This window comes from Ruegeria sp. YTSC325 (assembly GCF_059609525.1).
Window position 1 is genome coordinate 62975 of record NZ_JBXWLY010000010.1, and the last position, 21825, is coordinate 84799.

23 protein-coding genes are annotated in these 21825 nt (G+C 58.4%); 15 read left to right on the forward strand and 8 right to left on the reverse strand.

What is annotated here, in order from left to right; genetic code table 11:
- Nucleotides 1-6 precede the first annotated feature (6 nt).
- Entirely contained in the window at nucleotides 7-393 is a 387-nt protein-coding gene (locus tag AC2FF7_RS15020) for a Na+/H+ antiporter subunit G (protein ID WP_170354691.1), read from the forward strand.
- Nucleotides 394-398: 5 nt separating this feature from the next.
- Nucleotides 399-2555 carry a selenide, water dikinase SelD gene (gene selD, locus AC2FF7_RS15025; protein WP_496905875.1) on the forward strand — a complete coding sequence of 719 codons (2157 nt, stop codon included), beginning with the start codon at nucleotides 399-401 and terminating at the stop codon, nucleotides 2553-2555.
- Here selD and mnmH read toward each other — a convergent pair.
- Together mnmH and AC2FF7_RS15035 are read right to left on the reverse strand one after the other, a co-directional pair.
- A complete protein-coding gene (gene mnmH, locus AC2FF7_RS15030) occupies nucleotides 2550-3602 on the reverse strand; it encodes a tRNA 2-selenouridine(34) synthase MnmH (protein WP_496848834.1) in 1053 nt (350 codons plus the stop codon). The two genes, selD and mnmH, sit on opposite strands and share 6 nt — an antisense overlap.
- Nucleotides 3603-3646: 44 nt before the next feature.
- Nucleotides 3647-4312 carry an SOS response-associated peptidase gene (locus AC2FF7_RS15035; protein ID WP_170752980.1) on the reverse strand — a complete coding sequence of 222 codons (666 nt, stop codon included), beginning with the start codon at nucleotides 4310-4312 and terminating at the stop codon, nucleotides 3647-3649.
- A 55-nt stretch (nucleotides 4313-4367) separates the two neighbouring features.
- Here AC2FF7_RS15035 and AC2FF7_RS15040 point away from each other — a divergent pair, with 55 nt between their 5' ends.
- The gene (locus AC2FF7_RS15040) at nucleotides 4368-6020 is read left to right on the forward strand and encodes a tetratricopeptide repeat-containing sulfotransferase family protein (protein ID WP_480866006.1); all 1653 of its coding nucleotides are present in this window, start codon (nucleotides 4368-4370) and stop codon (nucleotides 6018-6020) included.
- 50 nt (nucleotides 6021-6070) lie between these two features.
- Here AC2FF7_RS15040 and AC2FF7_RS15045 read toward each other — a convergent pair whose 3' ends face one another.
- Nucleotides 6071-7648: a bifunctional metallophosphatase/5'-nucleotidase gene (locus tag AC2FF7_RS15045; protein WP_480866008.1), complete on the reverse strand. Its 1578-nt coding sequence runs from the start codon at nucleotides 7646-7648 to the stop codon at nucleotides 6071-6073.
- Nucleotides 7649-7756: 108 nt separating this feature from the next.
- On the opposite strand from AC2FF7_RS15045, the gene AC2FF7_RS15050 reads away from it, so the two are divergent.
- Genes AC2FF7_RS15050 through arsC form a run of 4 tightly spaced genes read left to right on the forward strand, consistent with a single transcriptional unit; the run spans nucleotide 7757 to nucleotide 9916 of the window.
- Nucleotides 7757-8095 (forward strand): DUF952 domain-containing protein, encoded by a 339-nt coding sequence (locus AC2FF7_RS15050; RefSeq protein ID WP_170782747.1) that lies wholly within the window; start codon nucleotides 7757-7759, stop codon nucleotides 8093-8095.
- Nucleotides 8092-8523, forward strand: coding sequence for a DUF1330 domain-containing protein (locus AC2FF7_RS15055; RefSeq protein WP_480866011.1), 432 nt, complete (start codon nucleotides 8092-8094; stop codon nucleotides 8521-8523). Before AC2FF7_RS15050 ends, AC2FF7_RS15055 begins: the two co-directional genes overlap by 4 nt.
- A complete protein-coding gene (locus AC2FF7_RS15060) occupies nucleotides 8520-9578 on the forward strand; it encodes a quinone-dependent dihydroorotate dehydrogenase (RefSeq protein ID WP_496905876.1) in 1059 nt (352 codons plus the stop codon). The genes AC2FF7_RS15055 and AC2FF7_RS15060 overlap by 4 nt, the downstream gene beginning before the upstream one ends.
- Nucleotides 9575-9916, forward strand: coding sequence for an arsenate reductase (glutaredoxin) (gene arsC, locus AC2FF7_RS15065; RefSeq protein WP_496905877.1), 342 nt, complete (start codon nucleotides 9575-9577; stop codon nucleotides 9914-9916). The genes AC2FF7_RS15060 and arsC overlap by 4 nt, the downstream gene beginning before the upstream one ends.
- On the opposite strand, the gene AC2FF7_RS15070 is transcribed toward arsC, so the two are convergent.
- The 3 genes from AC2FF7_RS15070 to AC2FF7_RS15080 are packed head-to-tail and all read right to left on the reverse strand — an operon-like array spanning nucleotide 9913 to nucleotide 12173.
- Nucleotides 9913-11229, reverse strand: a complete 1317-nt coding sequence (locus tag AC2FF7_RS15070; protein ID WP_496905878.1) for an MATE family efflux transporter — start codon at nucleotides 11227-11229, stop codon at nucleotides 9913-9915. The genes arsC and AC2FF7_RS15070 overlap by 4 nt on opposite strands.
- 6 nt (nucleotides 11230-11235) lie before the next feature.
- Nucleotides 11236-11754 (reverse strand): PaaI family thioesterase, encoded by a 519-nt coding sequence (locus tag AC2FF7_RS15075; protein WP_496905879.1) that lies wholly within the window; start codon nucleotides 11752-11754, stop codon nucleotides 11236-11238.
- The gene (locus tag AC2FF7_RS15080; RefSeq protein WP_496905880.1) at nucleotides 11754-12173 is read right to left on the reverse strand and encodes a PaaI family thioesterase; all 420 of its coding nucleotides are present in this window, start codon (nucleotides 12171-12173) and stop codon (nucleotides 11754-11756) included. The genes AC2FF7_RS15075 and AC2FF7_RS15080 overlap by 1 nt, the downstream gene beginning before the upstream one ends.
- A 113-nt stretch (nucleotides 12174-12286) precedes the next feature.
- Between AC2FF7_RS15080 and AC2FF7_RS15085 the strand changes: the two genes are divergently transcribed.
- From AC2FF7_RS15085 to AC2FF7_RS15120, 8 genes are all read left to right on the forward strand, one after another.
- Nucleotides 12287-12655, forward strand: coding sequence for a MerR family transcriptional regulator (locus AC2FF7_RS15085; protein WP_170354703.1), 369 nt, complete (start codon nucleotides 12287-12289; stop codon nucleotides 12653-12655).
- Between the two features lie 295 nt (nucleotides 12656-12950).
- A complete protein-coding gene (locus AC2FF7_RS15090) occupies nucleotides 12951-13352 on the forward strand; it encodes a MerR family transcriptional regulator (RefSeq protein WP_170354704.1) in 402 nt (133 codons plus the stop codon).
- A 50-nt stretch (nucleotides 13353-13402) separates the two neighbouring features.
- Complete coding sequence (locus tag AC2FF7_RS15095) at nucleotides 13403-15184, forward strand: acyl-CoA dehydrogenase C-terminal domain-containing protein (protein ID WP_496905881.1); 1782 nt, start codon at nucleotides 13403-13405, stop codon at nucleotides 15182-15184.
- 53 nt (nucleotides 15185-15237) lie between these two features.
- Nucleotides 15238-15450 (forward strand): hypothetical protein, encoded by a 213-nt coding sequence (locus tag AC2FF7_RS15100; protein WP_170354706.1) that lies wholly within the window; start codon nucleotides 15238-15240, stop codon nucleotides 15448-15450.
- Between the two features lie 79 nt (nucleotides 15451-15529).
- Nucleotides 15530-16168, forward strand: a complete 639-nt coding sequence (locus AC2FF7_RS15105) for a glutathione S-transferase family protein (protein WP_170354707.1) — start codon at nucleotides 15530-15532, stop codon at nucleotides 16166-16168.
- Nucleotides 16169-16178: 10 nt separating this feature from the next.
- Nucleotides 16179-17390: an acetyl-CoA C-acetyltransferase gene (locus AC2FF7_RS15110; protein WP_496905882.1), complete on the forward strand. Its 1212-nt coding sequence runs from the start codon at nucleotides 16179-16181 to the stop codon at nucleotides 17388-17390.
- Nucleotides 17390-17875: a cupin domain-containing protein gene (locus tag AC2FF7_RS15115; RefSeq protein ID WP_170354709.1), complete on the forward strand. Its 486-nt coding sequence runs from the start codon at nucleotides 17390-17392 to the stop codon at nucleotides 17873-17875. Before AC2FF7_RS15110 ends, AC2FF7_RS15115 begins: the two co-directional genes overlap by 1 nt.
- Nucleotides 17872-20073 (forward strand): 3-hydroxyacyl-CoA dehydrogenase NAD-binding domain-containing protein, encoded by a 2202-nt coding sequence (locus AC2FF7_RS15120; RefSeq protein ID WP_170354710.1) that lies wholly within the window; start codon nucleotides 17872-17874, stop codon nucleotides 20071-20073. The genes AC2FF7_RS15115 and AC2FF7_RS15120 overlap by 4 nt, the downstream gene beginning before the upstream one ends.
- A gap of 83 nt (nucleotides 20074-20156) precedes the next feature.
- On the opposite strand, the gene AC2FF7_RS15125 is transcribed toward AC2FF7_RS15120, so the two are convergent.
- Together AC2FF7_RS15125 and AC2FF7_RS15130 are read right to left on the reverse strand one after the other, a co-directional pair.
- Nucleotides 20157-20816: a sulfotransferase family 2 domain-containing protein gene (locus AC2FF7_RS15125; protein ID WP_496905883.1), complete on the reverse strand. Its 660-nt coding sequence runs from the start codon at nucleotides 20814-20816 to the stop codon at nucleotides 20157-20159.
- The gene (locus AC2FF7_RS15130) at nucleotides 20813-21748 is read right to left on the reverse strand and encodes a DMT family transporter (RefSeq protein ID WP_480866024.1); all 936 of its coding nucleotides are present in this window, start codon (nucleotides 21746-21748) and stop codon (nucleotides 20813-20815) included. The genes AC2FF7_RS15125 and AC2FF7_RS15130 overlap by 4 nt, the downstream gene beginning before the upstream one ends.
- Between the last annotated feature and the right edge of the window lie 77 nt (nucleotides 21749-21825).

Consider the following 21825-nt stretch of genomic DNA (forward strand, 5'->3'; position numbering starts at 1 on the left):
GGCGGAATGACATTCATTTTCGAACTGTTGATCGCCTTCTTTCTGGTTATCTCGGGCATCTTTGGATTTGTCGGCTCGTTTGGGATGATCAAGTTAAAAGACCCGATGTCGCGCCTGCATGCACCGACCAAGGCGACCACTTTAGGGGTGGGCGGCGTTTTGCTGGCCTCAATCTGCCACTCGGTACTTCTGGAAGGCAAGCTGTCCCTTCATGAACTGCTGATCACTCTGTTTTTGTTCCTGACTGCCCCGATCACGGCCCTGTTCATTGCCAAATGGCATATTCACCGCCATGAAAAGCCTGACGATCTGCCGGATGCTGGCGAGGATGAGCTTTGGGCCACCCACGCGGTCGAACAGGTCGAAGACGTCCCGGACCACAGCAAGACCTGATAACCATGCACATGCCTCCGCTGCCCCTGACCCGTGATCTGGTTCTCATTGGCGGAGGCCACACGCATGCGCTGCTACTGCGCATGTGGGGGATGAACCCCCTGCCCGGCGCGCGCGTCACCGTGATCAACCCCGGCCCGACTGCGCCATATTCCGGCATGCTGCCGGGGTTTGTCGCCGGTCACTATGAGCGTTGGGAACTGGATATCGATCTTGTTAAACTGGCCCGTTTCGCAGGCGCGCGAGTTATATTGGGGGCCGTTCAGGGCATCGACAGCAAAAACCGTACCGTCCATGTCCCCGGACGTCCTCCGGTCGCGTTCGATGTGGCGTCGGTGAATGTAGGGATCACCTCTGACATGCCGACACTGCCCGGTTTTGCCGAACACGCCATCCCCGCGAAACCGCTTGGCCCCTTTGCTGCACAATGGGCGGCCTATCTGGACGGCACCGGCCCTGCCGCTGTTACCGTGATCGGAGGCGGCGTCGCAGGGGTCGAACTGATCATGGCAATGGCCCACGCCCTAAAGGCCAAAGGTCGAACGGCGCAGGTCACCCTGATCGACAATGCGAAAGCTCTGACCGCGACTGGGGAAAAGGCAGCCGCCACTATCCGCCATACCATGGCTGAGCTTGGCGTCGACGTGATCGAAGACGCCGAAATCGACAGGATCGCAAACGATCATGTCGCACTGAAAGACGGGCGCACTGTTCCCGCAGGTTTCGTGACCGGCGCTGCAGGCGCACGCCCTTACAGCTGGATCGCCGACACAGAGCTTGATCTGCAAGACGGGTTCATTTCCGTAAACGGCCAGTTGCAATCCAGCGATCCGGCTATTTTTGCGGCCGGGGATTGCGCCCATCTGTCCGAAAACCCCCGCCCCAAGGCAGGTGTTTATGCAGTCCGCGAGGCGCCAATCCTGTTCAACAACCTCCGAGCCGCGCTTGGGGCCGGAAAAATGCGCCGCTATGCACCCCAAAAAGACTATTTGAAACTAATCTCGTTGGGCGGAAAATCCGCACTGGGGGAGAGGTTGGGAACATCGTTCAGCGGCCCGTTGATGTGGCGTTGGAAAAACCACATCGACCAGTCTTTTATGAACAAATTCCGCAACCTGCCTGAAATGACACAGACTGCTCTACCGGCACAGCACGCGGCTGGACTTGCCGAAGCCGCTGGTGACAAACCCATGTGCGGTGGTTGTGGAGCCAAGGTTGGTCGTGGCGCATTGCGGTCTGCCCTGTCGGCGCTGCCCCGATCGGAAAGGCCAGACGTCTTATCGCTGCCCGGCGACGACGCCGCAATTCTGACAACCGGTGGCACGCGCCAGGTGATGACCTCGGATCATCTGCGGGCTGTGACCGATGATCCGGTAATGATGACCCTTATCGCCGCAGTTCACGCGTTGGGGGATATCTGGGCGATGGGGGCCGCGCCGCAGGCCGCGACGGCAACGCTTATTCTGCCTCGTATGTCTGCTGACCTGCAGCACCGCACGATGGCCGAGATCATGACGACCGCCCATAAAGTGATGCGACAGGCCGGCGCCGAGATCGTTGGCGGGCACAGCTCGATGGGGGATGAAATGACCATCGGCTTCACGTTGACAGGGCTGTGCGAGCGCGATCCGATCACTCTGTCCGGCGCCCGCGCGCAAGACGCCTTGATCCTGACCAAGCCACTGGGCAGTGGTGTCATCATGGCCGCGGAAATGGCGGGGGTGGCCAAAGGTGAATGGGTGGCGCAAGCCTTTGACCAAATGGTTCATCCGCAGGGTGAGGCCGCCCGGCTTCTGGCCGACGCCCATGCAATGACCGATGTGACGGGGTTTGGGCTGGCCGGGCATCTGCTGGGCATGTGCGAGGCCTCGGGGTGTGGCGCGACACTGGATTTGGACGCAATTCCCTTGATGAAAGGCGCGCTGGAACTGACCCGGACCGGCGTGCGCTCGACCCTGTTTGCAGATAACCGAGTCGCGGCTCCGGATTTGCCCGAAGGCGGCAAGGCCGACCTGCTTTTTGATCCGCAAACCGCCGGAGGCTTATTGGCCGCCGTCCGCGCCGAGCACGCCCATGGAATTTGCGAGCGCCTGCGCGCGGCAGGGTATCCAGCTGTGGTGATCGGACAGATTACGGAAACGGCCGGCGTGCGGCTTTCATAGCTGGTCCAAAACCGCTTTGATCTGATCCGCGGCATTGCTCAGACCAACAGCGTCCAATGACGCAGCATCGATACTTGCGATCACGTTCGACACCCGAGTACGGCTGGACTTGGTATAGGCCGGGTCATAGTGCTGCTGCATCAAAGCGCTGGTCAAAGCACGCTTATCTCCGGCCTCGATCAGTTTGATCCAACCATCGACCACGTCATGGCCCCGGTGGAACCGCAATGGCGACAGGCGATCTTTGAGCCGTTCGGTATCTGCTAGGACATCCTCATAGGCGGACACAAGATAATCCGACCGGGCCGCGATCGATGCCCGCACAAGTATGCGCGATGCATTGCGCAAAGCAGACCAGACCGAGGGCGGCAGGATCAGAGTTCCGATTTTAGACGATTCCGCCTCAACAACGACCGGGCGGCTTGGATCCAGATTGCACAGAGCACAGGCCAGCGCGGATTCGAAGGCCTTTTGACTGGGTTGTCCTCCGGGCATCTCGCCCAGCAAAGATCCTCGATGATTGGCCAAGCCTTCAAGGTCCAGCACTTGAACGCCCTGGGCCTTGAGAAGCGTAAGTAGCTCTGTCTTGGCAGTTCCGGTATAGCCATCCAGCGCATATAGGCAGTGGGGCAACGGATCATCATAGAGGTACCGCTTCACCAGCCTGCGATATGTCCGATAGCCGCCCTCAACCACCTCAGCCCGCCAACCGATCTGTTGCAACATCCAAGTAAACGACCCGGATCGTTGACCGCCGCGCCAGCAATAGACCAGCGGCTTCCAACCGCCTTCGTGATGCGACAGGCTGTTTTCGATATGATTTGCGGCATTTCGGAAGACCAGGGCCGCCCCCAGCTTACGCGCCAGAAATGGGCTTTGCTGAACGTAAATTGTACCGACCCGCGCGCGCTCATCATTGTCCAGAACGGGAAGGCTGATGGCGCCCGGCAGGTGATCCTCGGCGAATTCAGCGGGGCTGCGCACGTCGATCACAGTGTCGAATTCGTGCGCGTAGAGATCGGGCAAACTGTTAAATGTCAAAGCCATGCCAACGATCTATCTTGCGCAAGCGGGCTTGAAAAGGACGGCCGTCATTCGACCAGAGGCTCGATCAGTGACGACCCGCTGGCCCGGTTCGAATTCACGACCGGGTCAACGCGGTGGTATGTCAGGACATCTTCGGCACCCGGCGTCATAAGTCGCGCGGCCCCTTTCCCGGTCTCACCCAGCCACATTGGCCAGTCCTGTTGTTCAAGGATCAATGGCATACGGTGATGAATGGCCCCAAGACGCGTGTTGGCGGGCGTGGTCACGATGGCGCATGTCCCTTGTCGGTTCTCGTCAGAGCCCCAATTCTGCCAGACCCCCGCAAAAGCAATCGGCGCTTGATCCTGACGATGGATATACCATGGCAGGCGGTCACCGTTTGGAGTTTTCGTCCATTCGTAAAACCCTGTCGCTACAATCAGACACCGCCTCTCACGGCAGGCTGCGCGATAGGCAGGTTTTTCAGCCAGGGTTTCTGACCGGGCATTGATTAGCAACGGCCCGGCCGTTTCAGTTTTGTACCAGTGCGGGATAAAACCCCAGCGCAAGGGATCAAGGGTGCGCCCGTCCTGATCCGAGCGGACCACATGCACTTGATTTGTCGGGCAAACGTTAAAGTTGGGCACTGCGGGCAACGTATTCGCGGGCCGCGCTGAAAACAGCTGCGCCATAGCGTCGTTTGGAAGAGTTATTGCAAACCGTCCGCACATAGGAGATGAACCATCAATATTCGTTTCGTTCGGGCAAAGGTTCTCACGGGGTCTCATGCAAAATCAAACAGCGAAAACCATAAAAGGCAAGGCTGTGGCCGCTTTAGAGGCTGGCAAGCTTCAACAGGCACTGAAAAAGGCGCAGTTGGGTCTGAAGAAATTTCCGGCTGACACGGATTTTCACGCCATTTCCGGGTTTGTCCTGACCGAGTTGAAACAGTATCGAAAATCCATTCCACATTTCGTTGAGGCATCCAAACGAAAGCCAAACGATCCCCAGTTTGCGGAAAACCTTGCAAACGCTTTGATGCAGACCGGGCAAATTCCAAAAGCATTGGAGTATGCCGAGCAAAAACTGCAGAAATTTCCCAATAACAAAGAGCTGAGCCGGGTTATTGACGAAATTGAGCTTAAAGGCAGCAACTGGCGTGCCATCATCGACAACGCAACCAAGAAGCTAGAGAGCGACCCGGACAATGCCAGCCTGTTGTCGTCTCGCGCCAGAGCTTATGGGCGCATTGGCTTTGTTGAAGAAAATACGCGCGACATTGCCCGAGCTTTCGAGCTTGCTCCGGACGACGAGAGCATCGCGTTCCAAAAGGCAATCAATTTGCACCAGAGCGGCGACAAGGAAACCGCCGGTGAAATCCTGCGTAAGATTACAGCACAAAACCCCGAGCACGTTTTTTCACTTCTTCAGTTGTCGACAATGGCCAACAAGGACAGTGCGCCCGACTTAATCGAGAAGGTTGAGACAGCCATTGCAAATAGCGAACACAAGCTGTCCGAGCTTGAATTTGCGAAGGCACATTTGCTGTCCAAAACTCAGGGGCTTAACGCTGCGCTGCCTCAATTCGAGCGCGCGAACGCAATTCAACACGAAACAATCCCGTACGATTTCGCGGCAGAAGAGCAAAAGTTCGAAGTGATCACCGGGCAGTTCCGTGAAAACACCGATCTTCCATCCTCTGATATAAGCGAACGCCCTGTACCAATCTTCGTTCTGGGACAGCCCCGTTCGGGTACGACCTTGATGGAGATGATGCTCAGTTCTGCCCCCGGGGTTGCAGGATGTGGCGAGCTGACGGTGGCCGCCGATCTCTCGCGTGATTTTGAGCAGGCGTCTCATGCTTTCAGCTCGCAGAATGCAAGCGAGTTCGCACAGGACTTTCGCGCCCTGATGCCCCCAATCCCAGAAGGATCGGTCGCGTTTGTCGACAAGATGCCACACAATTTCCAGCGAATTGGATTCTTGCTAGCAGCTTTTCCGAACGCAAAGATCATTAACATGCTTCGGGATCCGCGGGACGTCGGTTTGTCAAAATGGATCAGGCGCTTTCCAGCGGGTGGAATGCGGTATGCTTCAAACCAAAAGGCGATCGCTCATACCGCGAATATGTATCGACGCTACATGACGCATTGGAACACGGTGTTTGGCGACCGAATACTGACAGTCCAATACGAAAAACTGGTCGAAGACCCAAAGACTTACAGCCAACAGGTTGCTGCGTTCTGTGACCTCGAGTGGACCGAGACGATGATGCATCCGGAAGAAAACACCAAGCAGGTCAGGACGGCTAGCATCGATCAGGTGCGTAAGAAGATTTCAACTAAGTCGATCGGCGGTTGGCGCAGCGTATCCGACCACCTTCAGCCGATGTTGCAGGGCCTCGATCCCGAGCTTTGGCCAGAATACGATTTTGACTGACCAAAAAAGGCCGCGCAGCATGGCGCGGCCTTTTCCAATAGTATAACGGGTTACTTCTGCTTGATGCGCCCGTCCAGGTACGGCGTGTAAGGCGCGTTTTCCGCAAGATATTCAGCAGTTACATCCGCCAGGTCCGGGCCATAATCATAGGCGTTCTTGTCATCGCCTTCGAACATGTCATAGCCGTCGCCGCCATTACGGACATAGTTGTTGGTCACGACAAGATAGGTCGCCGCCGGGTCAATCGGGACAAAGCCCCCGTCCTTGGCTACCATCACATCGCTGATACGCCCTTCGTTCGGCGCAACCGCAGGATCCCATGTGAAAGTCATACCGGCCACTTGCGGGAAACGGCCCTTGACCTCTTCTACCTGGCTCACACCGTTTTCCAGCGCATCAATGACGCCCTGACCGCTGATCTGGAAGGTTGAGAGCGTGTTCTGGAACGGCAGCACGGTCAGCACTTCGCCCATGGTCACGTCACCCGGATCAATCGAGGCACGCAAACCACCCGAGTTTGCAATTGCAATCTGCACACCCTGATCGGCAACACGGGCCAGCATGGCATCGGCTACAAGATTGCCCATCTGGCATTCTTGCACTCGGCAGACAGCGCGGTCGCCCTCAATCGCGTCAGCAGCACTTGCCACAACCTTGTTGCGAATCTCGTCCAGCGGCACGGCCAGTTCCGCGATGCGATCCAGCGCCGACTGATCCTCGGTCACAGTGTTGTCCATGATCAGCGGCTCGCCCGCGGCTTCGACCACATTGCCATCGTCGTCAAAGGTCACGTTCAGCTCACCCAGGAATTTGCCATAGGCATAGGCCTGAACGATCTGGACCCCGTTCACCACGGTTGGATAGGGACCCGCCGCCTTGTCCGAGACGTTGGACAGATACGTGTTGGAATGTCCCCCCACGATCACATCGACACCGGTTGTTTCACTGGCTACGCGTTGGTCCACGCCAAAGCCCGAATGGCTGAGTACGATGATCTTGTTCACCCCCTCGCCGGTCAGTCTGTCAACTTCGGCCTGCACCGCCGGGACCGGATCCGAGAAGGTTATGTTCGGGCCGGGTGAGGCCAGATCATGGGTGTCTTCCGGGGTCAGGCCGATCAGGCCGATTTTCTCCCCGCCCACTTCAATCACGGTCGATTTCTTGATCTTGTCGGTCAGCAGCTCTTCGTCTTTGACATCGGCGTTCGACATCAGCACTGGAAAATCGACCGAGTCGATGAAACCGCGCAGAACCTCGGGCCCGTCGTCGAATTCGTGGTTGCCCACGGTCATCGCGTCATAACTCAGTTTGTTCATGAACTCAGCCGCGACCTTGCCCTTGTAATAGGTATAGAACAGGGACCCCTGAAATTGGTCTCCGCCATCCACAAGGATCGAGTTCTCGGCACGGCCACGGGCATCGTTCACTGCCGTTACCAAACGGGCCGAGCCACCAAAGCACTCGCCTTCGGCATTGTCTTCGGCGCTGCAGCCGCTGTCATATTTGTTGATGGGTTCGAACCGGGCGTGGAAATCGTTGGTATGCAGGATCGTCAGCTTATATTCGGCTGCTGCCATGCCTGCTGTCAGGCCCAGAACGGCGACCGATGTCAGTAAGCGGGTGAACATGTTCAAACTCCCAATTGTTATTTGTCGTGATCGTGCGCCGTGCCGCGCAAAGAGTCAAAGGGGGAAATCCAGCTTGATTCTACCCGCCGTGCGAGGCATCACGGCCCCATGCTGATTTACAAGATTTTCCGGGCCGACGAATGGGCCGCTTTGCAGTCCGATGGGGCAACGGACGGTGCTCCGATTGATGTCGCAGACGGCTATGTCCATTTCTCGACGGCCGAGCAAGCAGCCGAGACAGCGGCCAAGCATTTCGCCGGGATCGACGGTCTGACCCTGTTGGCCTGCGACGCCGGCGCGATGGGTGACGACCTGAAATGGGAGGTCTCGCGCGGGGGCGCGCTGTTCCCGCATCTCTACCGACAGATCAGGATGACGGATGTGCATTGGGCCAAGCCTTTGCCTTTTGACGGGCAGGCCCACCAGTTCCCCGAGGAGATGGAATGACCCGCTACGTCGACCCCGAGCGCGCTCAGTTCGAGGCGTTCAAGAATCTGGACCGTGATCATCCGATCGAGATGCTCAATCTGGTGAAATTCCGCGTCAAGGCCGCGTACCCGGATGACCACGATCTGGCCGATGCCGGTCTGACCGGCGCGCAGGCCTATCGCAACTACGGGAGCGAAACCGCCCCGATCATCGCTCGTATCGGCGCGCATATTCTATGGAGCGGCGCGTTTCAAACAACCCTGATCGGCCCGCAGGACGAGGTTTGGGACGCAGTCTTTATCGCCCGCTACCCCACCGCCCATGCGTTCATGGAAATGGTCACGGACCCGGATTACCAAAAAGCGGTCGTGCATCGTCAGGCGGCGGTGGACACGTCGCGCCTGATCCGTTGCGCTCCGACCCAAAGCAGAGAGAGCTTCGGATGAAACTGACCGAGAAACTGGGCCTTGCCGCCCTGCACCGGATGGATCCGGAAGCCGCGCATGGGATGTCGATAAAGGCGTTGAAAGCGGGCCTTGCCCCTGCGCCCGGTCCTGTGACCTCGTCCCGATTGCGCACGCAGGTGGCTGGGCTTGACCTGCCCAACCCGGTCGGGCTGGCCGCTGGGTTCGACAAGAACGGCGAGGTTCTGACACCCCTGTCTCGCGTGGGCTTCGGGTTTATCGAGGTCGGCGCCGTGACCCCGCGCCCGCAGCCCGGCACCCCCAAACCCCGCCTGTTTCGCCTGAGCGAAGACAAGGCCGCCATCAACCGCTTTGGCTTCAACAACGAAGGCATGGAGGTCATGGCCCAACGTCTGGCGGATCGTCCCAAAGACGCGGTGATCGGCCTGAACTTGGGTGCAAACAAGGACAGCGACGACCGCCCCGGCGATTTTGCCAAGGTGCTGGCCCATTGCGCGGCACATCTGGATTTTGCGACGGTCAATGTTTCGTCCCCCAATACCGAGAAACTGCGCGACCTGCAGGGCAAGGCCGCGCTAAGCGCGTTGCTGGCTGGGGTGATCGAGACCCGCGATGCTCTACCGCGCATCCTGCCTGTGTTCCTGAAGATCGCCCCCGATCTGACCGAAGACGAGCTGCAGGATATTGCCGAGGTCGCTCGGGAAACCGGCGTGGATGCGGTGATCGCCACCAATACCACCCTGTCCCGCGACGGTCTGCGCAGTGTTCACAAGGATCAAGCCGGAGGTCTGTCCGGAGCACCTCTGTTCGACAAATCCACCCGCGTATTGGCGAGATTGAGCCAGTTGACCGACGGCCAGATCCCCCTGATCGGTGTTGGCGGGATCAGTACGGCGGAACAGGCCTATGCCAAGATTTGCGCCGGAGCCTCTGCCGTGCAGTTCTACACGGCGATGGTTTATGGCGGCATTTCACTGGCCGCGGAGATCGCGCAAGGGTTGGACAAACTTCTGGCGCGCGACGGGTTCGACACGGTCGCACAGGCTATGGGCAGCAAACGTGAGGACTGGCTATGATCGAATATTGGCACAACCCCCGCTGTTCCAAATCCCGCGCAGGGCTGGCGTTGCTTGAGGAAAAAGGCGCGCAGGTCGAGGTGCGGAAATACCTTGAAGACGCGCCCTCGGCGAATGAGTTGCGCGCAACACTGGCCCTTTTGAACGTACCCGCCATCGACATGATGCGAACGGGCGAGAAACAGTTCAAGGAACTCGGGCTGACCAAAACCACGTCAGAGGACGCATTGATCGCGGCCATGGCGAAACACCCGATCCTGATCGAGCGTCCTCTGGCGATCAATGGCGACAAGGCCGCCATCGGCCGCCCGCCCGAGAACCTGCTGGACCTGCTTTAAGCGATCTGCGCCTCAAGCCGGGGATAGCGCCAGCCCAAGGTCAATCCCCGCGCGATGTTCAGAACCATCAACGCGGCCCAAAGGCCGTGATTGCCCAGAGTCGGCACCAGTACGAACAGGGCAACCACGTAGATTGCAACCGACTGGATCATCGCGTTGCGCATATCCCGCGTCCAGGTTGCCCCGATATAGATGCCGTCGAACATCCAGCTAGCCACTCCGATCACCGGGGCCAGCGCCGCCCAGATCAGGTATTCTCGCGCGGCCAGACGGACCTCGGGAGAGGTAGACATAAGGTCGATCAGCGCAGGCCCGGCAAGGTAGAATACCGCGCCCAGCGCGAAAGCACCCCCTACCCCCCACTGCGACGCCATGACCGAAGCCCGCCGCACCTGATACCGGTCCCGCGCCCCCACCGCGCCGCCGACCAGTGCCTCGGCTGAAAAGGCAAAGCCGTCCAGCGCAAAGGCGGTGATCTCAAGAAACTGCAGAAGGACCTGATTGGCCGCCAGATTGACGTCGCCCAGATCCGAGCCCACGAACAGAAAGGTGGTGAAAGAGCCCGTCAACAGGACCGACCGGATCATGATATCTGTATTCACCTGAACCATCCGACGCAGGCGAGCCGAATCGAAAATCCGAGGCCAATCGCGCCATTGACGACCCGAAAACGCGCTGCGGCACAGCCATAGACCCAACGCCAGACCGGTCCACTCGGCGATGAGAGTCGCAACAGCCACACCTTCGACACCCCATCCCAGCCCAAGAACGAACCATAGGTCCAACAGAATGTTCAGCCCGTTCATCCAGATCTGAAGAAGGAACACGCCACGGGTGCGCTCGATAGCAATCAACCAGCCGGTCACGGCATAAAGCGCAATCGTCGCGGGCGCACCCCAGATACGAATTTCAAGGTATGCGCGAGTCAGGGACTCGACCTCGGGACTGGCCGGGGACAGCGCGAAGGCCCCCCAGAACACCCACACTTGCGTAACGATAAAGACAAGACCCGCCGCACCGCCCAGAAGCAGGCCGCGCATCAACAGCGCTCCGGTCTCGGCCGTGTCGCCCGCCCCGCGCGCCTGCGCTGCAAGGCCGGTGGTCCCCATGCGCAAAAACCCGAAGATCCAATAGATCGCAGACAGGATGACAGCACCCATGCCGACGGCTCCGATGGGTGCCGCCTGCCCCATCTGACCCACAACGCCGGTATCGACCGCGCCCAAAATCGGAACGGTTGCGTTTGACAACACGATAGGAAGGGCAATCTTCAGCACCCGTCCATGCGTTATAGGTGCCGAAGCGTCCTGCATGGTGTTCTAGCTATCCTTGGCCTTAGGTTGCGGCATCAGGAAATGCCCCGATGCCTGCGCATAGGGACGCGCGTGGTTGTCCTGCCACGCTTCGACCCTAACCGATGCATAACGCCGCCCCGATCGGCTGACAAAAGAACGGGCATAGGCGTCGCGTGGCAAACCCGATCGCAAATAGTCGACCGTGAAGTCGACCGTTTTTGGAAACCGGATCGACTCGTCCTTGACGATTGCATCGGCGTCCAATTCACCGCTTTCGATACTGGGCAGGAAGTACTCCCAACTCAGCGTGATGACGGCCGTCACTTCGAGAAAAGCGGCAGTGACCCCGCCGTGCAGGGCTGGAAGCAGGGGATTTCCGATCAACTTTTCGTCAAAATTCAGCACTCCGGTCAGCTCGTCCCCGCGCCGGTCGAAGGCAATATTGAGGAACCGGATGTAGGGGACACCATCGACGATCGCGTTCAGTGCCGCATCGCGCCTGTGCTTGACCACCTGCATGGGTTCGGGACGTTGCCGCGCCATCACAAACCCTCCACCGTGAAAGACCCCGAGGCTGTGGCAACAGGCAACTCCTGATCCTCGTCCATCGCGGTCGCGCGCACAAAGGCGACATTGCGGGTCAAGTGGTAGCACGTAGCGTAGGTCGTGATGCTCTGACCCGGCGTCGCAGCCCTCATATAGTCTATTCTCAGGTCAATCGTAGCCGTACCGCCGGGGGCGGCAGGATGGCTCATGACGGCGGCTCCGCAGCACGTATCTAGTACTGCAAAAACCGCACCTCCGTGAATGACGCCAGTGCGTGGATCGCCGACCAGTTCGGCATTATACGGCATCGTTATTTCAGCCTCGCCATTCCCGATTTTGTTCAGCTTCATACCCAACGCGCGAGCATGCGGAATCGCTTCGATGAACCGGCGCGCGATAGCGGCTTTGTCGACCATCTGCTTGTGTCCTCTTGATTTATCCCTTTATGAGCGTGTGACCCGCAAAAGAGCAAGCCCGCCTGTTGCGCTTGAAGCCGACAGGTCATAGGCTGCCGCAGAGGAGATCAGGAATGTCCGACGACCGTTTGTCATTCAAAGAGATGTGTGCCGAGTTCGATGTGACCCCGCGCACCCTGCGTTACTATGAATATATCGAGCTTTTGCAGCCTGATCGTGAAGGCCGCTCGCGGTTTTACGGTCCGCGCGAATGTGCGCGTATGACGTTGATCATGCGGGGGCGCAAATACGGGTTCCCTCTGGAAGACATCCGGCAGTGGTTGCTGATCTATGAAGATCAGGGGAATCAGGCGCAGATGAAGACGTTTGTCGAGATGGCTGACCTTCAACTGATCGAGCTGAATTCACAGAAACAACAGCTTGACGATGCGATCGACGCCTTGAAACAGATGCGCGATCAGACCGCGAAATCCCTGAACTGATCGCGGCCACCCAGCCCTTCGATATAGTGCTATTCCTTTCGACCCTGCTGTCGCGCTGTTGACTGGCAGGGTTATTTTGTTGCGCCTCCACGCCCCAATCTGGTTGTTTCCGACACTATTCGTGACGTGACGTTACGACCGCCCAGCCTCAAATCCACTTGACGCAAACGGAAGTTACGTCAACTTATTTGTGACGTAGCGTTTGGATTACGCGAACGCCATCTCCGTGTTGTAAGTGGCGCACAAACTGCGCAACTGAACCACATCAACGCCAGTGAACAAGAGTGCTGAAGCCATGACCGAAGATCTGATGACCATTCGTGAAATGTGCGAGACTTATGATGTCACGCCGCGAACTTTGCGGTTTTACGAGGCCAAGGAACTGCTGTTCCCGATCCGTGAAGGACAGAAACGTCTGTTCACCAAACGTGACCGCGCCCGTCTGAAACTGATCCTGCGCGGTAAGCGTTTTGGGTTCAGCCTCGAGGAAATCCGGCAGTTGCTGGACCTTTATCATGTGGGTGATCAGCAGATGACCCAGATGACCCGCACATTTGAGATCGCCCGTGAACGCTTAGCCGACATGGAAGCACGCCGGGAAGAACTGACCCAGGCGATCGACGATCTGAAAGAACAGTTGCGTTGGGGCGAGAAAGTGATCGCCTCGATGAAAAACGACAAAAAGGCCGCCGAGTAAATCCCGGCGGTCCCAATCACCGGACATTCGAATTTTAAAGGGAGCTTCAAATGCCCGTCTACAACGCGCCAACCAAAGACATGCAATTCATCCTGCACGAAGTGCTGAACGTATCGGTATCGGACATTCCCGGTTACGACGAACTGGACGCGGATTTCACCGCTGCCGTGCTGGAAGAAGCAGGCAAGATTTCATCAAACGTTCTGCATCCGCTGAACGTGGTTGGCGATACTGAAGGCGTTCGCCACGAAAATGGTGTCGTTTACACCCCTACAGGGTTCAAAGACGCTTTCGAGCAAGTCAAAGAAGGTGGCTGGACCGGTCTGGACATGCCCGAAGAGTTCGGCGGCCAGAACATGCCCTACGTGATCGGCAGTGCGGTGGGTGAGATGTTCTCATCCTCGAACCAGGCGTTCACCATGTATCAGGGCCTGACCCATGGCGCGGCCTCGGCCATTCTGGCCCACGGCACCGACGAGCAGAAAGCGACCTACCTGCCCAACATGGTCAGCTGCGAGTGGACCGGCACCATGAACCTGACCGAACCGCATTGCGGCACCGATCTGGGCCTGATGCGCACCAAAGCTGAACCGCAGGACGATGGCAGCTATAAGGTGTCGGGTCAGAAGATCTTTATCTCGGCCGGTGACCACGACATGGCCGACAATATCATCCATCTGGTTCTGGCCAAAATCCCCGGCGGCCCCGAGGGCATCAAGGGCGTATCGCTGTTCATCGTGCCCAAGTTCATCGTCAACGAAGACGGCTCGCTGGGCGAACGCAACGGCGTTTCGGTCGGCAAAGTCGAAGAGAAAATGGGCATCCATGGCAACTCGACCTGTGTGATGAACTATGACGAAGCCACCGGCTTCCTGCTGGGCGACCTGCACAAAGGTATGCGTGCCATGTTCACCATGATGAACGAAGCGCGTCTGGGTGTAGGTATGCAGGGTCTGGCACAGGCCGAGGCTGCCTATCAGAACGCGGTAGAATATGCCAAGGACCGCCTGCAGGGTCGTGATGTAACCGGCGCCAAGAACCCCGATGGTCCGGCCGATCCGCTGATAGTCCACCCCGACATCCGCCGCAGCCTGATGGATCAGAAAAGCTTTACCGAAGGCGCGCGTGCGTTTGCCCTGTGGGGTGCCACGATGATCGACAAGGCGCATCGCTCGCATGACAAGGATGCGGACGGCCTGATCTCGCTGCTGACGCCGGTCATCAAGGGTTTCCTGACCGATGAAGGCTATGACATGACCGTCAAGGCACAGCAGGTCTACGGCGGCCACGGTTATATCGAGGAATGGGGCATGTCGCAGTATACCCGCGACGCCCGCATCGCGATGATCTACGAAGGTGCAAACGGCGTTCAGGCGCTGGACCTTGTGGGTCGTAAGCTGGCCACGGATGGCGGCAAGCACGTGATGGCCTTCTTCGAGATGGTCAAGAATTTCTGCAAGGAAAACGGTGGCCAGAACGAAGCGCTGGACAAGGCGTTCATCGAACCGCTCAAGGCGGCCTCGAAGGATCTGCAGGCAGCTGGCATGTACTTCATGCAGAACGGCGCCAAGAACCCCAACCACGCGCTGGCCGGTTCGAACGACTTCATGCACATGTTCGGCCATGTCTGCCTGGGCCTGATGTGGGCACAAATGGCAAAAGCGGCTTATGCAGCCCTTGACGGCGGCACCTCGGATACCGAGTTCTACGAGACCAAGATTGCCACCGGTCAGTTCTACATGGCCCGTCGCCTGCCGGCTACTGCGCTGCACCTTGCACGCATTCAGACCGGTGCCGACACCGTCATGGCGCTCGAGGCGGCAAGCTTCTGATCTGAAACCGGCTGCGGGGCTGTTCCCGCAGCCGGGTTTTCGAAAGGATAGACATGCCGAAACGTTTTCGACTGACCCGCCGTTTCCCGGTTGCCATGACCGAAGATGGATATCGCCGCCTCAGGGCCTTTTCCCGCGAGGCCGGTCTGGACGAAGGCGAAGCACTGTCTTTCCTGTTTGAAAACTTCAACAGCGTCATTCACGAGGAGAACCTGACGCACCGCTTGCGTATCTTCAATTCGGAACTCGAAGCGCGCAAACGTTAAAGAACCGCGACCGCCCGACAAAGGGCGGGCGAAAGCCAACGGCACCACTCGGTCGGGCATACGTCAAGGGAGGCTAAGGATGACCATCAAACTGCACTGTTTCAGCGTCAGCGGAAACTCTTACAAGGCTGCGCTGGCTTTGGAGATGTCCGGGTTGGACTGGGAGCCAATCGAAGTTGATTTCTTTAACGGCCAGACCCGCACACCGGAATACAGGGCGAATGTCAACGCGATGGGCGAAGCGCCCGTCTTGGTGGACGGTGATTTCAGCACCAGCCAGTCTGGTGCCATTCAAGCGTATGTGACCGAAAAGACCGGAAAGTTTGGTGGTAATTCTCACGCTGAGCGGTACGAAGTTCTGCGCTGGGTTTTGTGGGACAATCACAAGCTCAGCTCAGGAGCTGGAATGACACGATTTTTGATGAATTTCCTTCCCGCAGAGCATCGGAATGCTGACGTCATTGCCTTTAATCAGGGCCGTTTGAAGTCGGCCTATCAAATTCTGAACGCACATCTGGATGGCCGCGACTGGATCGTGGGCGACGGCGTGACTAACGCCGATCTCAGCTGCTGCGGATACCTGTATTACCCCGAGCCCTTCGGTTTTGACCGTTCCGAATGGCCCAATATCGACAAATGGCTGACGCGGCTGTCTGAACAGCCGGGTTGGCAACACCCCTACGACCTGATGCCCGGCCAAGTGCCGGATCGAGCTTAAGGAGAGCATCATGACCGAAGCTTACATCTATGACGCCCTGCGCACACCGCGCGGAAAGGGCCGCAAGGATGGCAGCCTGCACGAGGTAACCTCGGTGCGACTGTCCGCCGTCGCCCTTAACGCAATGAAAGAGCGTAACAACCTGGAAGGCCACGCCGTTGAAGACGTGATCTGGGGCAACGTCACGCAGGTGATGGAACAGGGCGGCTGTCTGGCCCGTTCTGCAGTTCTGGCATCGGATTTGGATGAATCGATCCCCGGTCTGGCCATCAACCGCTTCTGCGCCTCGGGCATGGAAGCTGTGAACCTGGCCGCCAACCAGATCAAAGGCGGTGCCGGTGACGGCTACATCGCCGGCGGCGTCGAGATGATGGGCCGCGTGGCCATGGGGTCGGACGGTGCGGCGATTGCCGTTGATCCGTCGCTGGCGATGGACACGTATTTCGTGCCGCAGGGGATTTCCTCGGACATCATCGCGACCGAATACGGCTTCAGCCGCGATCAGGCAGACCAGCTGGCGATGGAGTCGCAGCGCCGCGCCGCGCAGGCGTGGGAAGAAGGCCGCTTTGCCAAGTCGATTGTCCCCGTCAAAGACCGCAACGGCCTGACCATTCTGGACCATGACGAATACATGCGCCCCGGCACCGACATGCAGAGCCTCGGCGGCCTGAACCCCGCCTTCCAGATGATGGGCGAGCAGATGCCGGGCTTCGACAAAGTCGCCCTGCTGAAATACCCGCACCTGGAAAAGATCAACCACATCCACCACGCGGGCAACAGCTCGGGCATCGTGGACGGGGCTGCGGCCGTTCTGATCGGCAACAAGGAATTCGGTGAAAAGCACGGCATCAAACCGCGCGCACGGATCAAGGCCACTGCCAAGATCGGTTTGGACCCGACCATCATGCTGACTGGCCCGGTTCCGGTGACCCAGAAAATCTTGGCCGACAACGGCATGCGGATTTCGGATTTAGACCTGTTCGAAGTGAACGAAGCCTTCGCTTCGGTCGTGTTGCGGTTCCAGCAAGCATTTGATGTGGACCCAGAGCTGGTTAACGTCAATGGCGGCTCGATTGCGATGGGTCACCCGCTGGGTGCAACTGGCGCGATGATCATCGGTACTCTGTTGGACGAGCTGGAGCGGCAGGACAAAGAAACCGGTCTGGCCACGCTCTGCATTGCGTCGGGCATGGGTGCCGCGACCATCATCGAGCGGGTCTGATGCCCAAGCTGGATCTCTCTCAGATCCCGTTTATTGGGGGATCGTCCTATCCTGGCAAGCTGGCCGAGGCGACCGCAGGTCGTTTCGTTCAGCGGCTGGGGGATGCGGGCGGTCTGACCCAATATGGGGTCAACATCGTGCGGTTGGAGCCTGCGGGGATGTCCTCGCTGCGGCACTACCACATGGAGCAGGACGAGTTCGCCATTGTGCTTTCCGGCATCTGCACCCTGATCGACGACGATGGTGAGCATGAGATGCAGCCCGGTGATTGTGCGGCCTGGCCCGCAGGTGAGCCCAACGGCCACCACCTTGTAAACAAAACCGATGCGCCCGCGACCTTTCTGGTGGTGGGCACGCGGACCCCGACCGAGACCGGCTTTTATAGCGATATCGACATGATGGTGAAGGACGACGCAGATGGCGAATCCTTCACCCGGAAAGACGGCAGCCCGCTGACGGCTGACCAGATTGGAGACGACGGATGACCGAGTTTACCCTGACCAAAGACGCCGACGGAGTCGGCACGATTACCTGGGATGTTCCCGGCAAATCAATGAACGTGATGTCCTTTGACGGACTGACGCAACTGGACGCCTGTATCGATCAGGCGCTGGCCGATGACGAGATCAAAGGCATCATCATCACCTCGGGCAAGAAGGGTTCCTTTGCCGGCGGCATGGACCTGAACCTGTTGGCCGTGATGAAGGAAGAGGCCGGTGACGATCCCGCCAAAGGCCTGTTCGAAGGCACGATGAAAATTCACGCCCTGCTGCGTAAGATTGAATTGGCAGGCATGGACTTCAAAACCAAGAAGGGCGGCAAGCCGATTGCAGCCGTTCTGCCCGGCACCGCCGCCGGGATCGGCATGGAACTGCCCCTGTCGACCCACCGCATCTTTGCCGGTGAAGATCCCAAAGCCAAATACGGCCTGCCGGAAATCATGGTCGGCATCTTCCCCGGCGCAGGCGGCACCACGCGCATGATCCGCAAGATGGGTACGATTGCTGCAGCGCCGCTGTTGCTGGAAGGCAAGATGCTGGACGTCAAAAAAGCCAAAGGTGCTGGCTATATCGACGAGATCGCCGCCGACCCCATGGCCGCCGCGAAAGAGTGGGTTCTGAACGCCAAGGAGACTGATCTGGTCAAACCTTGGGACGCCAAAGGGTACAAGATGCCCGGTGGTGCCCCCTACCACCCAGCCGGTTTCATGAACTTCGTCGGTGCCTCTGCGATGGTGCACGGCAAAACTCAGGGTGCTTACCCAGCAGCCAAGGCTTTGCTGAGCGCGGTTTATGAAGGCGCGCTGGTCGATTTCGACACCGCCCTGCGGATCGAGGCTCGCTGGTTCACCACTGTGCTGATGAACCCGTCATCAGGTGCAATGATCCGCTCGCTGTTCTTGAACAAAGAGGCACTGGACAAAGGCGCCGTGCGCCCTGCCGGAATCCCCGATCAGTCGGTCAGGAAAGTCGGTGTTCTGGGTGCAGGTATGATGGGGGCCGGTATCGCGCTGGTCTCGATCCAAGCCGGTATGGAGGTTGTCCTGATTGACCGCGATCAGGCTGCCGCGGACAAAGGGAAAGCGTATTCCGAGACCTATCTGGACAAGTCGGTCAAGCGGGGGAAGATCTCAGAAGACAAGAAAGACGTTATGCTGGGCCTGATCACTCCGACACCTGATCTGGAGAAGCTGAAAGGCTGCGATCTGATCATCGAAGCCGTATTCGAAGACCCCGCCGTCAAAGCCGACATGACCAAAAAGGTCGAGGCGATTATCTCGGACGACTGCATCTTTGCCTCGAACACATCGACCCTGCCGATCACCGATTTGGCCAAGGCCAGCGTGCGTCCTGATCAGTTCATTGGTATCCACTTCTTCTCGCCGGTCGAGAAGATGCTGCTGGTCGAGATCATTAAGGGCAAGGAAACTGGTGATCGTGCGGTTGCCAAAGCGCTGGATTATGTGCGCCAGATCCGCAAAACGCCCATCGTAGTCAACGACGCGCGGTTCTTCTACTGCAACCGTTGCATCATCCCCTACCTGAACGAAGGCGCGCGTATGGTGACCGAAGGTGTCAGCCCCGTGCTGGTCGACAACGCCGCACGTCAGCTAGGCTTCCCGGTGGGACCAATTACCCTGACCGATGAAACCTCGATCGATCTGGGGGCCAAGATCGCCCGCGCCACCAAGGCCGCGATGGGCGATGCCTATCCGGCAAGCAGCGCCGACGATCTGATCTTCTGGATGGAAGAACAGGGGCGTCTGGGCCGCAAGTCCAAGGCCGGTTTCTTTGACTATGACGAAAAGGGCAAGCGTCAGGGATACTGGAAAGGTCTGCAGGACAAATTCCCGCTGGCCGAGGACCAGCCCGATCTGATCGAAGTTCAGGAACGCCTGATGTTCGCTCAGGTTCTGGAAGCCGTCCGTGCGCTGGAAGAAGGCGTAGTGGAAGACATCCGCGAGGCCGATGTTGGCGCGATCCTGGCTTGGGGCTTTGCGCCCTGGTCCGGTGGTCCGCTCAGCTGGGTTGACATCATCGGCGCACCTTATGCGGCCGAGCGTTGCGACCAACTGACGGCGAAATACGGTGATCGGTTCGCCTGCCCGCCGCTACTGCGCGAGATGGCCGAGAAAGGCCAGACCTTCTACGGCCGCTTCGACCCCGAAGCGAAAGCAGCCTGAACTAAAAAACTGGCGCATGTTCTGCATGCGCCAGTTTTCCTGTCTGCGGGTTGGCGCAATGTTGACGTCAAATCAACCCGTGATCATATCCCGAAATCATCAAAGCCGTAGCCGAACCTTTCGATATCTTCGGCACACGTCGCAGCAACAGCGGCGCGTGTCGTTGGCGTGAAATAACCTCGGTAATCTGCAACACGGTCTGAACGGTTCGATTGTGGCAGCGACAGCCTGAACCCGAGATGTTCAAACAAAGGCTCGGCGTCTTTCTCGAACTGTTCCAAACGGATATACGCGCTGCAGTGCTCGACCCCGTTCGCCAGAGTCATATAGCGTCGCGCCGGGTTGGCTGCGAAAGACTGCGCTGTATCAGCGTGCAGAACGAACTCTGTGAACGGCAGTTTGCGGGCCAGGCCGACTGCCGGGTGTTCGAAGGTTTGATCCCTTAACCAGTGATAGTAGCTGACCATCCGGTCCCAAGGATTCCGAACCAGAGTGAAGGTGAACATCGACCGAAGTTCGTCCGCGGATACTATCCCGTCGATATCAGACAAAACGCCGTGTTTCCTGAGACGTTCTGCGCCCGTCATCGCCTTTAACCGCTTGCGGCGTCGCAGCGCCTTGGGTGTATCGCCCACAAGGATGTCATCTTTCATAGCCCGGTCTTCCAAAGCCAAAGACAGCGATGTCCCTCCGCTTTTGGGGATATGAACAAACACGTATCGCCGACCCCTGGAAATGATCATGCGATGGCGTTCTCGGGGGATGTGCGCCCGGCTCTCCAGCCCAATACGGCGCCCGCCGTCGCGATCAGGGCAATCCCTGCGATCTGCATAACGCCGATCGACTGGCCAAAGGCAACCCAGGCGAACAGGGGGCCAAAAATCATGACCGAGTATTCGAATACCGCGACATAGGACGGCTCTCCGATCTGATAGGCTCTGATCAGCATGAAAACGGCGATTGTCGATCCAACGGCCTGAACGACAATCCAGGGGATAGCAGGTTGCATCTGCCAAACCCATCCGCGCGTGACGAACCCCTCCGGCCCTTCAGGCGATGTCAGAGGAAACACCGTCAAGGCGATCACACCCGTTGCCCCCGCCAACCCCAAAGTGACGACCATGGCCGCTAATAGAGCGACGGTACTTTCCCCTGCGCAGTGACTGCGCGTGATAACAGCGCTCAGCGCATAGAACAGCCCCCCGGCGACAGGTAACAGCGTCTTTACATCGAACTCATACGGGTTCGGTTGCAGTACGCATAAAATGCCGGTGAACCCCAGAAAAACAGCGAAAATACGCCAGGGCCCGATCTTTTGCCCCAGCGCCAGCGTCGATATCAGAAGCACAAAGATCGGCGAGGTAAACAGCCCCGCCAAGGCCTGTGCAATGGGCATCAGGGCCAACGCGCCAAAATAGAATAACATCGCCAACGTGATCAGCACACTGCGCAACATCACAGGCCCCAGACGATTTGGGCGCAACTTCCCGAAACCCAATAGCGACAATCCTACGATCAACGGCAGCATCAACGCGGCGCGGCTTAGGTGGAACTGCCAAAGGCCGATCGTCTCGGCCAACAAGATCACCACATTATCCACCACCCCAATGATCGCCATCGAGCTTATCATCAGGATCGAGGCCAAGATCGGTGAGGTCTGCGTGTCGGGCGACATGGTATGCCTTGTTGTTAAACCAATAAAGCCTTGCCCCCAAGGCCCTGCACCATCCAGCACATTTACAGAACCAGGCG

What these genes read in the sequence shown, in the direction of transcription:
- AC2FF7_RS15020 (WP_170354691.1), top strand. Translation starts at nt 7, where the DNA reads ATGACATTCATTTTCGAACTGTTGATCGCCTTCTTTCTGGTTATCTCG.
- selD (WP_496905875.1), top strand. Translation starts at nt 399, where the DNA reads ATGCACATGCCTCCGCTGCCCCTGACCCGTGATCTGGTTCTCATTGGC.
- mnmH (WP_496848834.1), bottom strand. Translation starts at nt 3,602, where the DNA reads ATGGCTTTGACATTTAACAGTTTGCCCGATCTCTACGCGCACGAATTC.
- AC2FF7_RS15035 (WP_170752980.1), bottom strand. Translation starts at nt 4,312, where the DNA reads ATGTGCGGACGGTTTGCAATAACTCTTCCAAACGACGCTATGGCGCAG.
- AC2FF7_RS15040 (WP_480866006.1), top strand. Translation starts at nt 4,368, where the DNA reads ATGCAAAATCAAACAGCGAAAACCATAAAAGGCAAGGCTGTGGCCGCT.
- AC2FF7_RS15045 (WP_480866008.1), bottom strand. Translation starts at nt 7,648, where the DNA reads ATGTTCACCCGCTTACTGACATCGGTCGCCGTTCTGGGCCTGACAGCA.
- AC2FF7_RS15050 (WP_170782747.1), top strand. Translation starts at nt 7,757, where the DNA reads ATGCTGATTTACAAGATTTTCCGGGCCGACGAATGGGCCGCTTTGCAG.
- AC2FF7_RS15055 (WP_480866011.1), top strand. Translation starts at nt 8,092, where the DNA reads ATGACCCGCTACGTCGACCCCGAGCGCGCTCAGTTCGAGGCGTTCAAG.
- AC2FF7_RS15060 (WP_496905876.1), top strand. Translation starts at nt 8,520, where the DNA reads ATGAAACTGACCGAGAAACTGGGCCTTGCCGCCCTGCACCGGATGGAT.
- arsC (WP_496905877.1), top strand. Translation starts at nt 9,575, where the DNA reads ATGATCGAATATTGGCACAACCCCCGCTGTTCCAAATCCCGCGCAGGG.
- AC2FF7_RS15070 (WP_496905878.1), bottom strand. Translation starts at nt 11,229, where the DNA reads ATGCAGGACGCTTCGGCACCTATAACGCATGGACGGGTGCTGAAGATT.
- AC2FF7_RS15075 (WP_496905879.1), bottom strand. Translation starts at nt 11,754, where the DNA reads ATGGCGCGGCAACGTCCCGAACCCATGCAGGTGGTCAAGCACAGGCGC.
- AC2FF7_RS15080 (WP_496905880.1), bottom strand. Translation starts at nt 12,173, where the DNA reads ATGGTCGACAAAGCCGCTATCGCGCGCCGGTTCATCGAAGCGATTCCG.
- AC2FF7_RS15085 (WP_170354703.1), top strand. Translation starts at nt 12,287, where the DNA reads ATGTCCGACGACCGTTTGTCATTCAAAGAGATGTGTGCCGAGTTCGAT.
- AC2FF7_RS15090 (WP_170354704.1), top strand. Translation starts at nt 12,951, where the DNA reads ATGACCGAAGATCTGATGACCATTCGTGAAATGTGCGAGACTTATGAT.
- AC2FF7_RS15095 (WP_496905881.1), top strand. Translation starts at nt 13,403, where the DNA reads ATGCCCGTCTACAACGCGCCAACCAAAGACATGCAATTCATCCTGCAC.
- AC2FF7_RS15100 (WP_170354706.1), top strand. Translation starts at nt 15,238, where the DNA reads ATGCCGAAACGTTTTCGACTGACCCGCCGTTTCCCGGTTGCCATGACC.
- AC2FF7_RS15105 (WP_170354707.1), top strand. Translation starts at nt 15,530, where the DNA reads ATGACCATCAAACTGCACTGTTTCAGCGTCAGCGGAAACTCTTACAAG.
- AC2FF7_RS15110 (WP_496905882.1), top strand. Translation starts at nt 16,179, where the DNA reads ATGACCGAAGCTTACATCTATGACGCCCTGCGCACACCGCGCGGAAAG.
- AC2FF7_RS15115 (WP_170354709.1), top strand. Translation starts at nt 17,390, where the DNA reads ATGCCCAAGCTGGATCTCTCTCAGATCCCGTTTATTGGGGGATCGTCC.
- AC2FF7_RS15120 (WP_170354710.1), top strand. Translation starts at nt 17,872, where the DNA reads ATGACCGAGTTTACCCTGACCAAAGACGCCGACGGAGTCGGCACGATT.
- AC2FF7_RS15125 (WP_496905883.1), bottom strand. Translation starts at nt 20,816, where the DNA reads ATGATCATTTCCAGGGGTCGGCGATACGTGTTTGTTCATATCCCCAAA.
- AC2FF7_RS15130 (WP_480866024.1), bottom strand. Translation starts at nt 21,748, where the DNA reads ATGTCGCCCGACACGCAGACCTCACCGATCTTGGCCTCGATCCTGATG.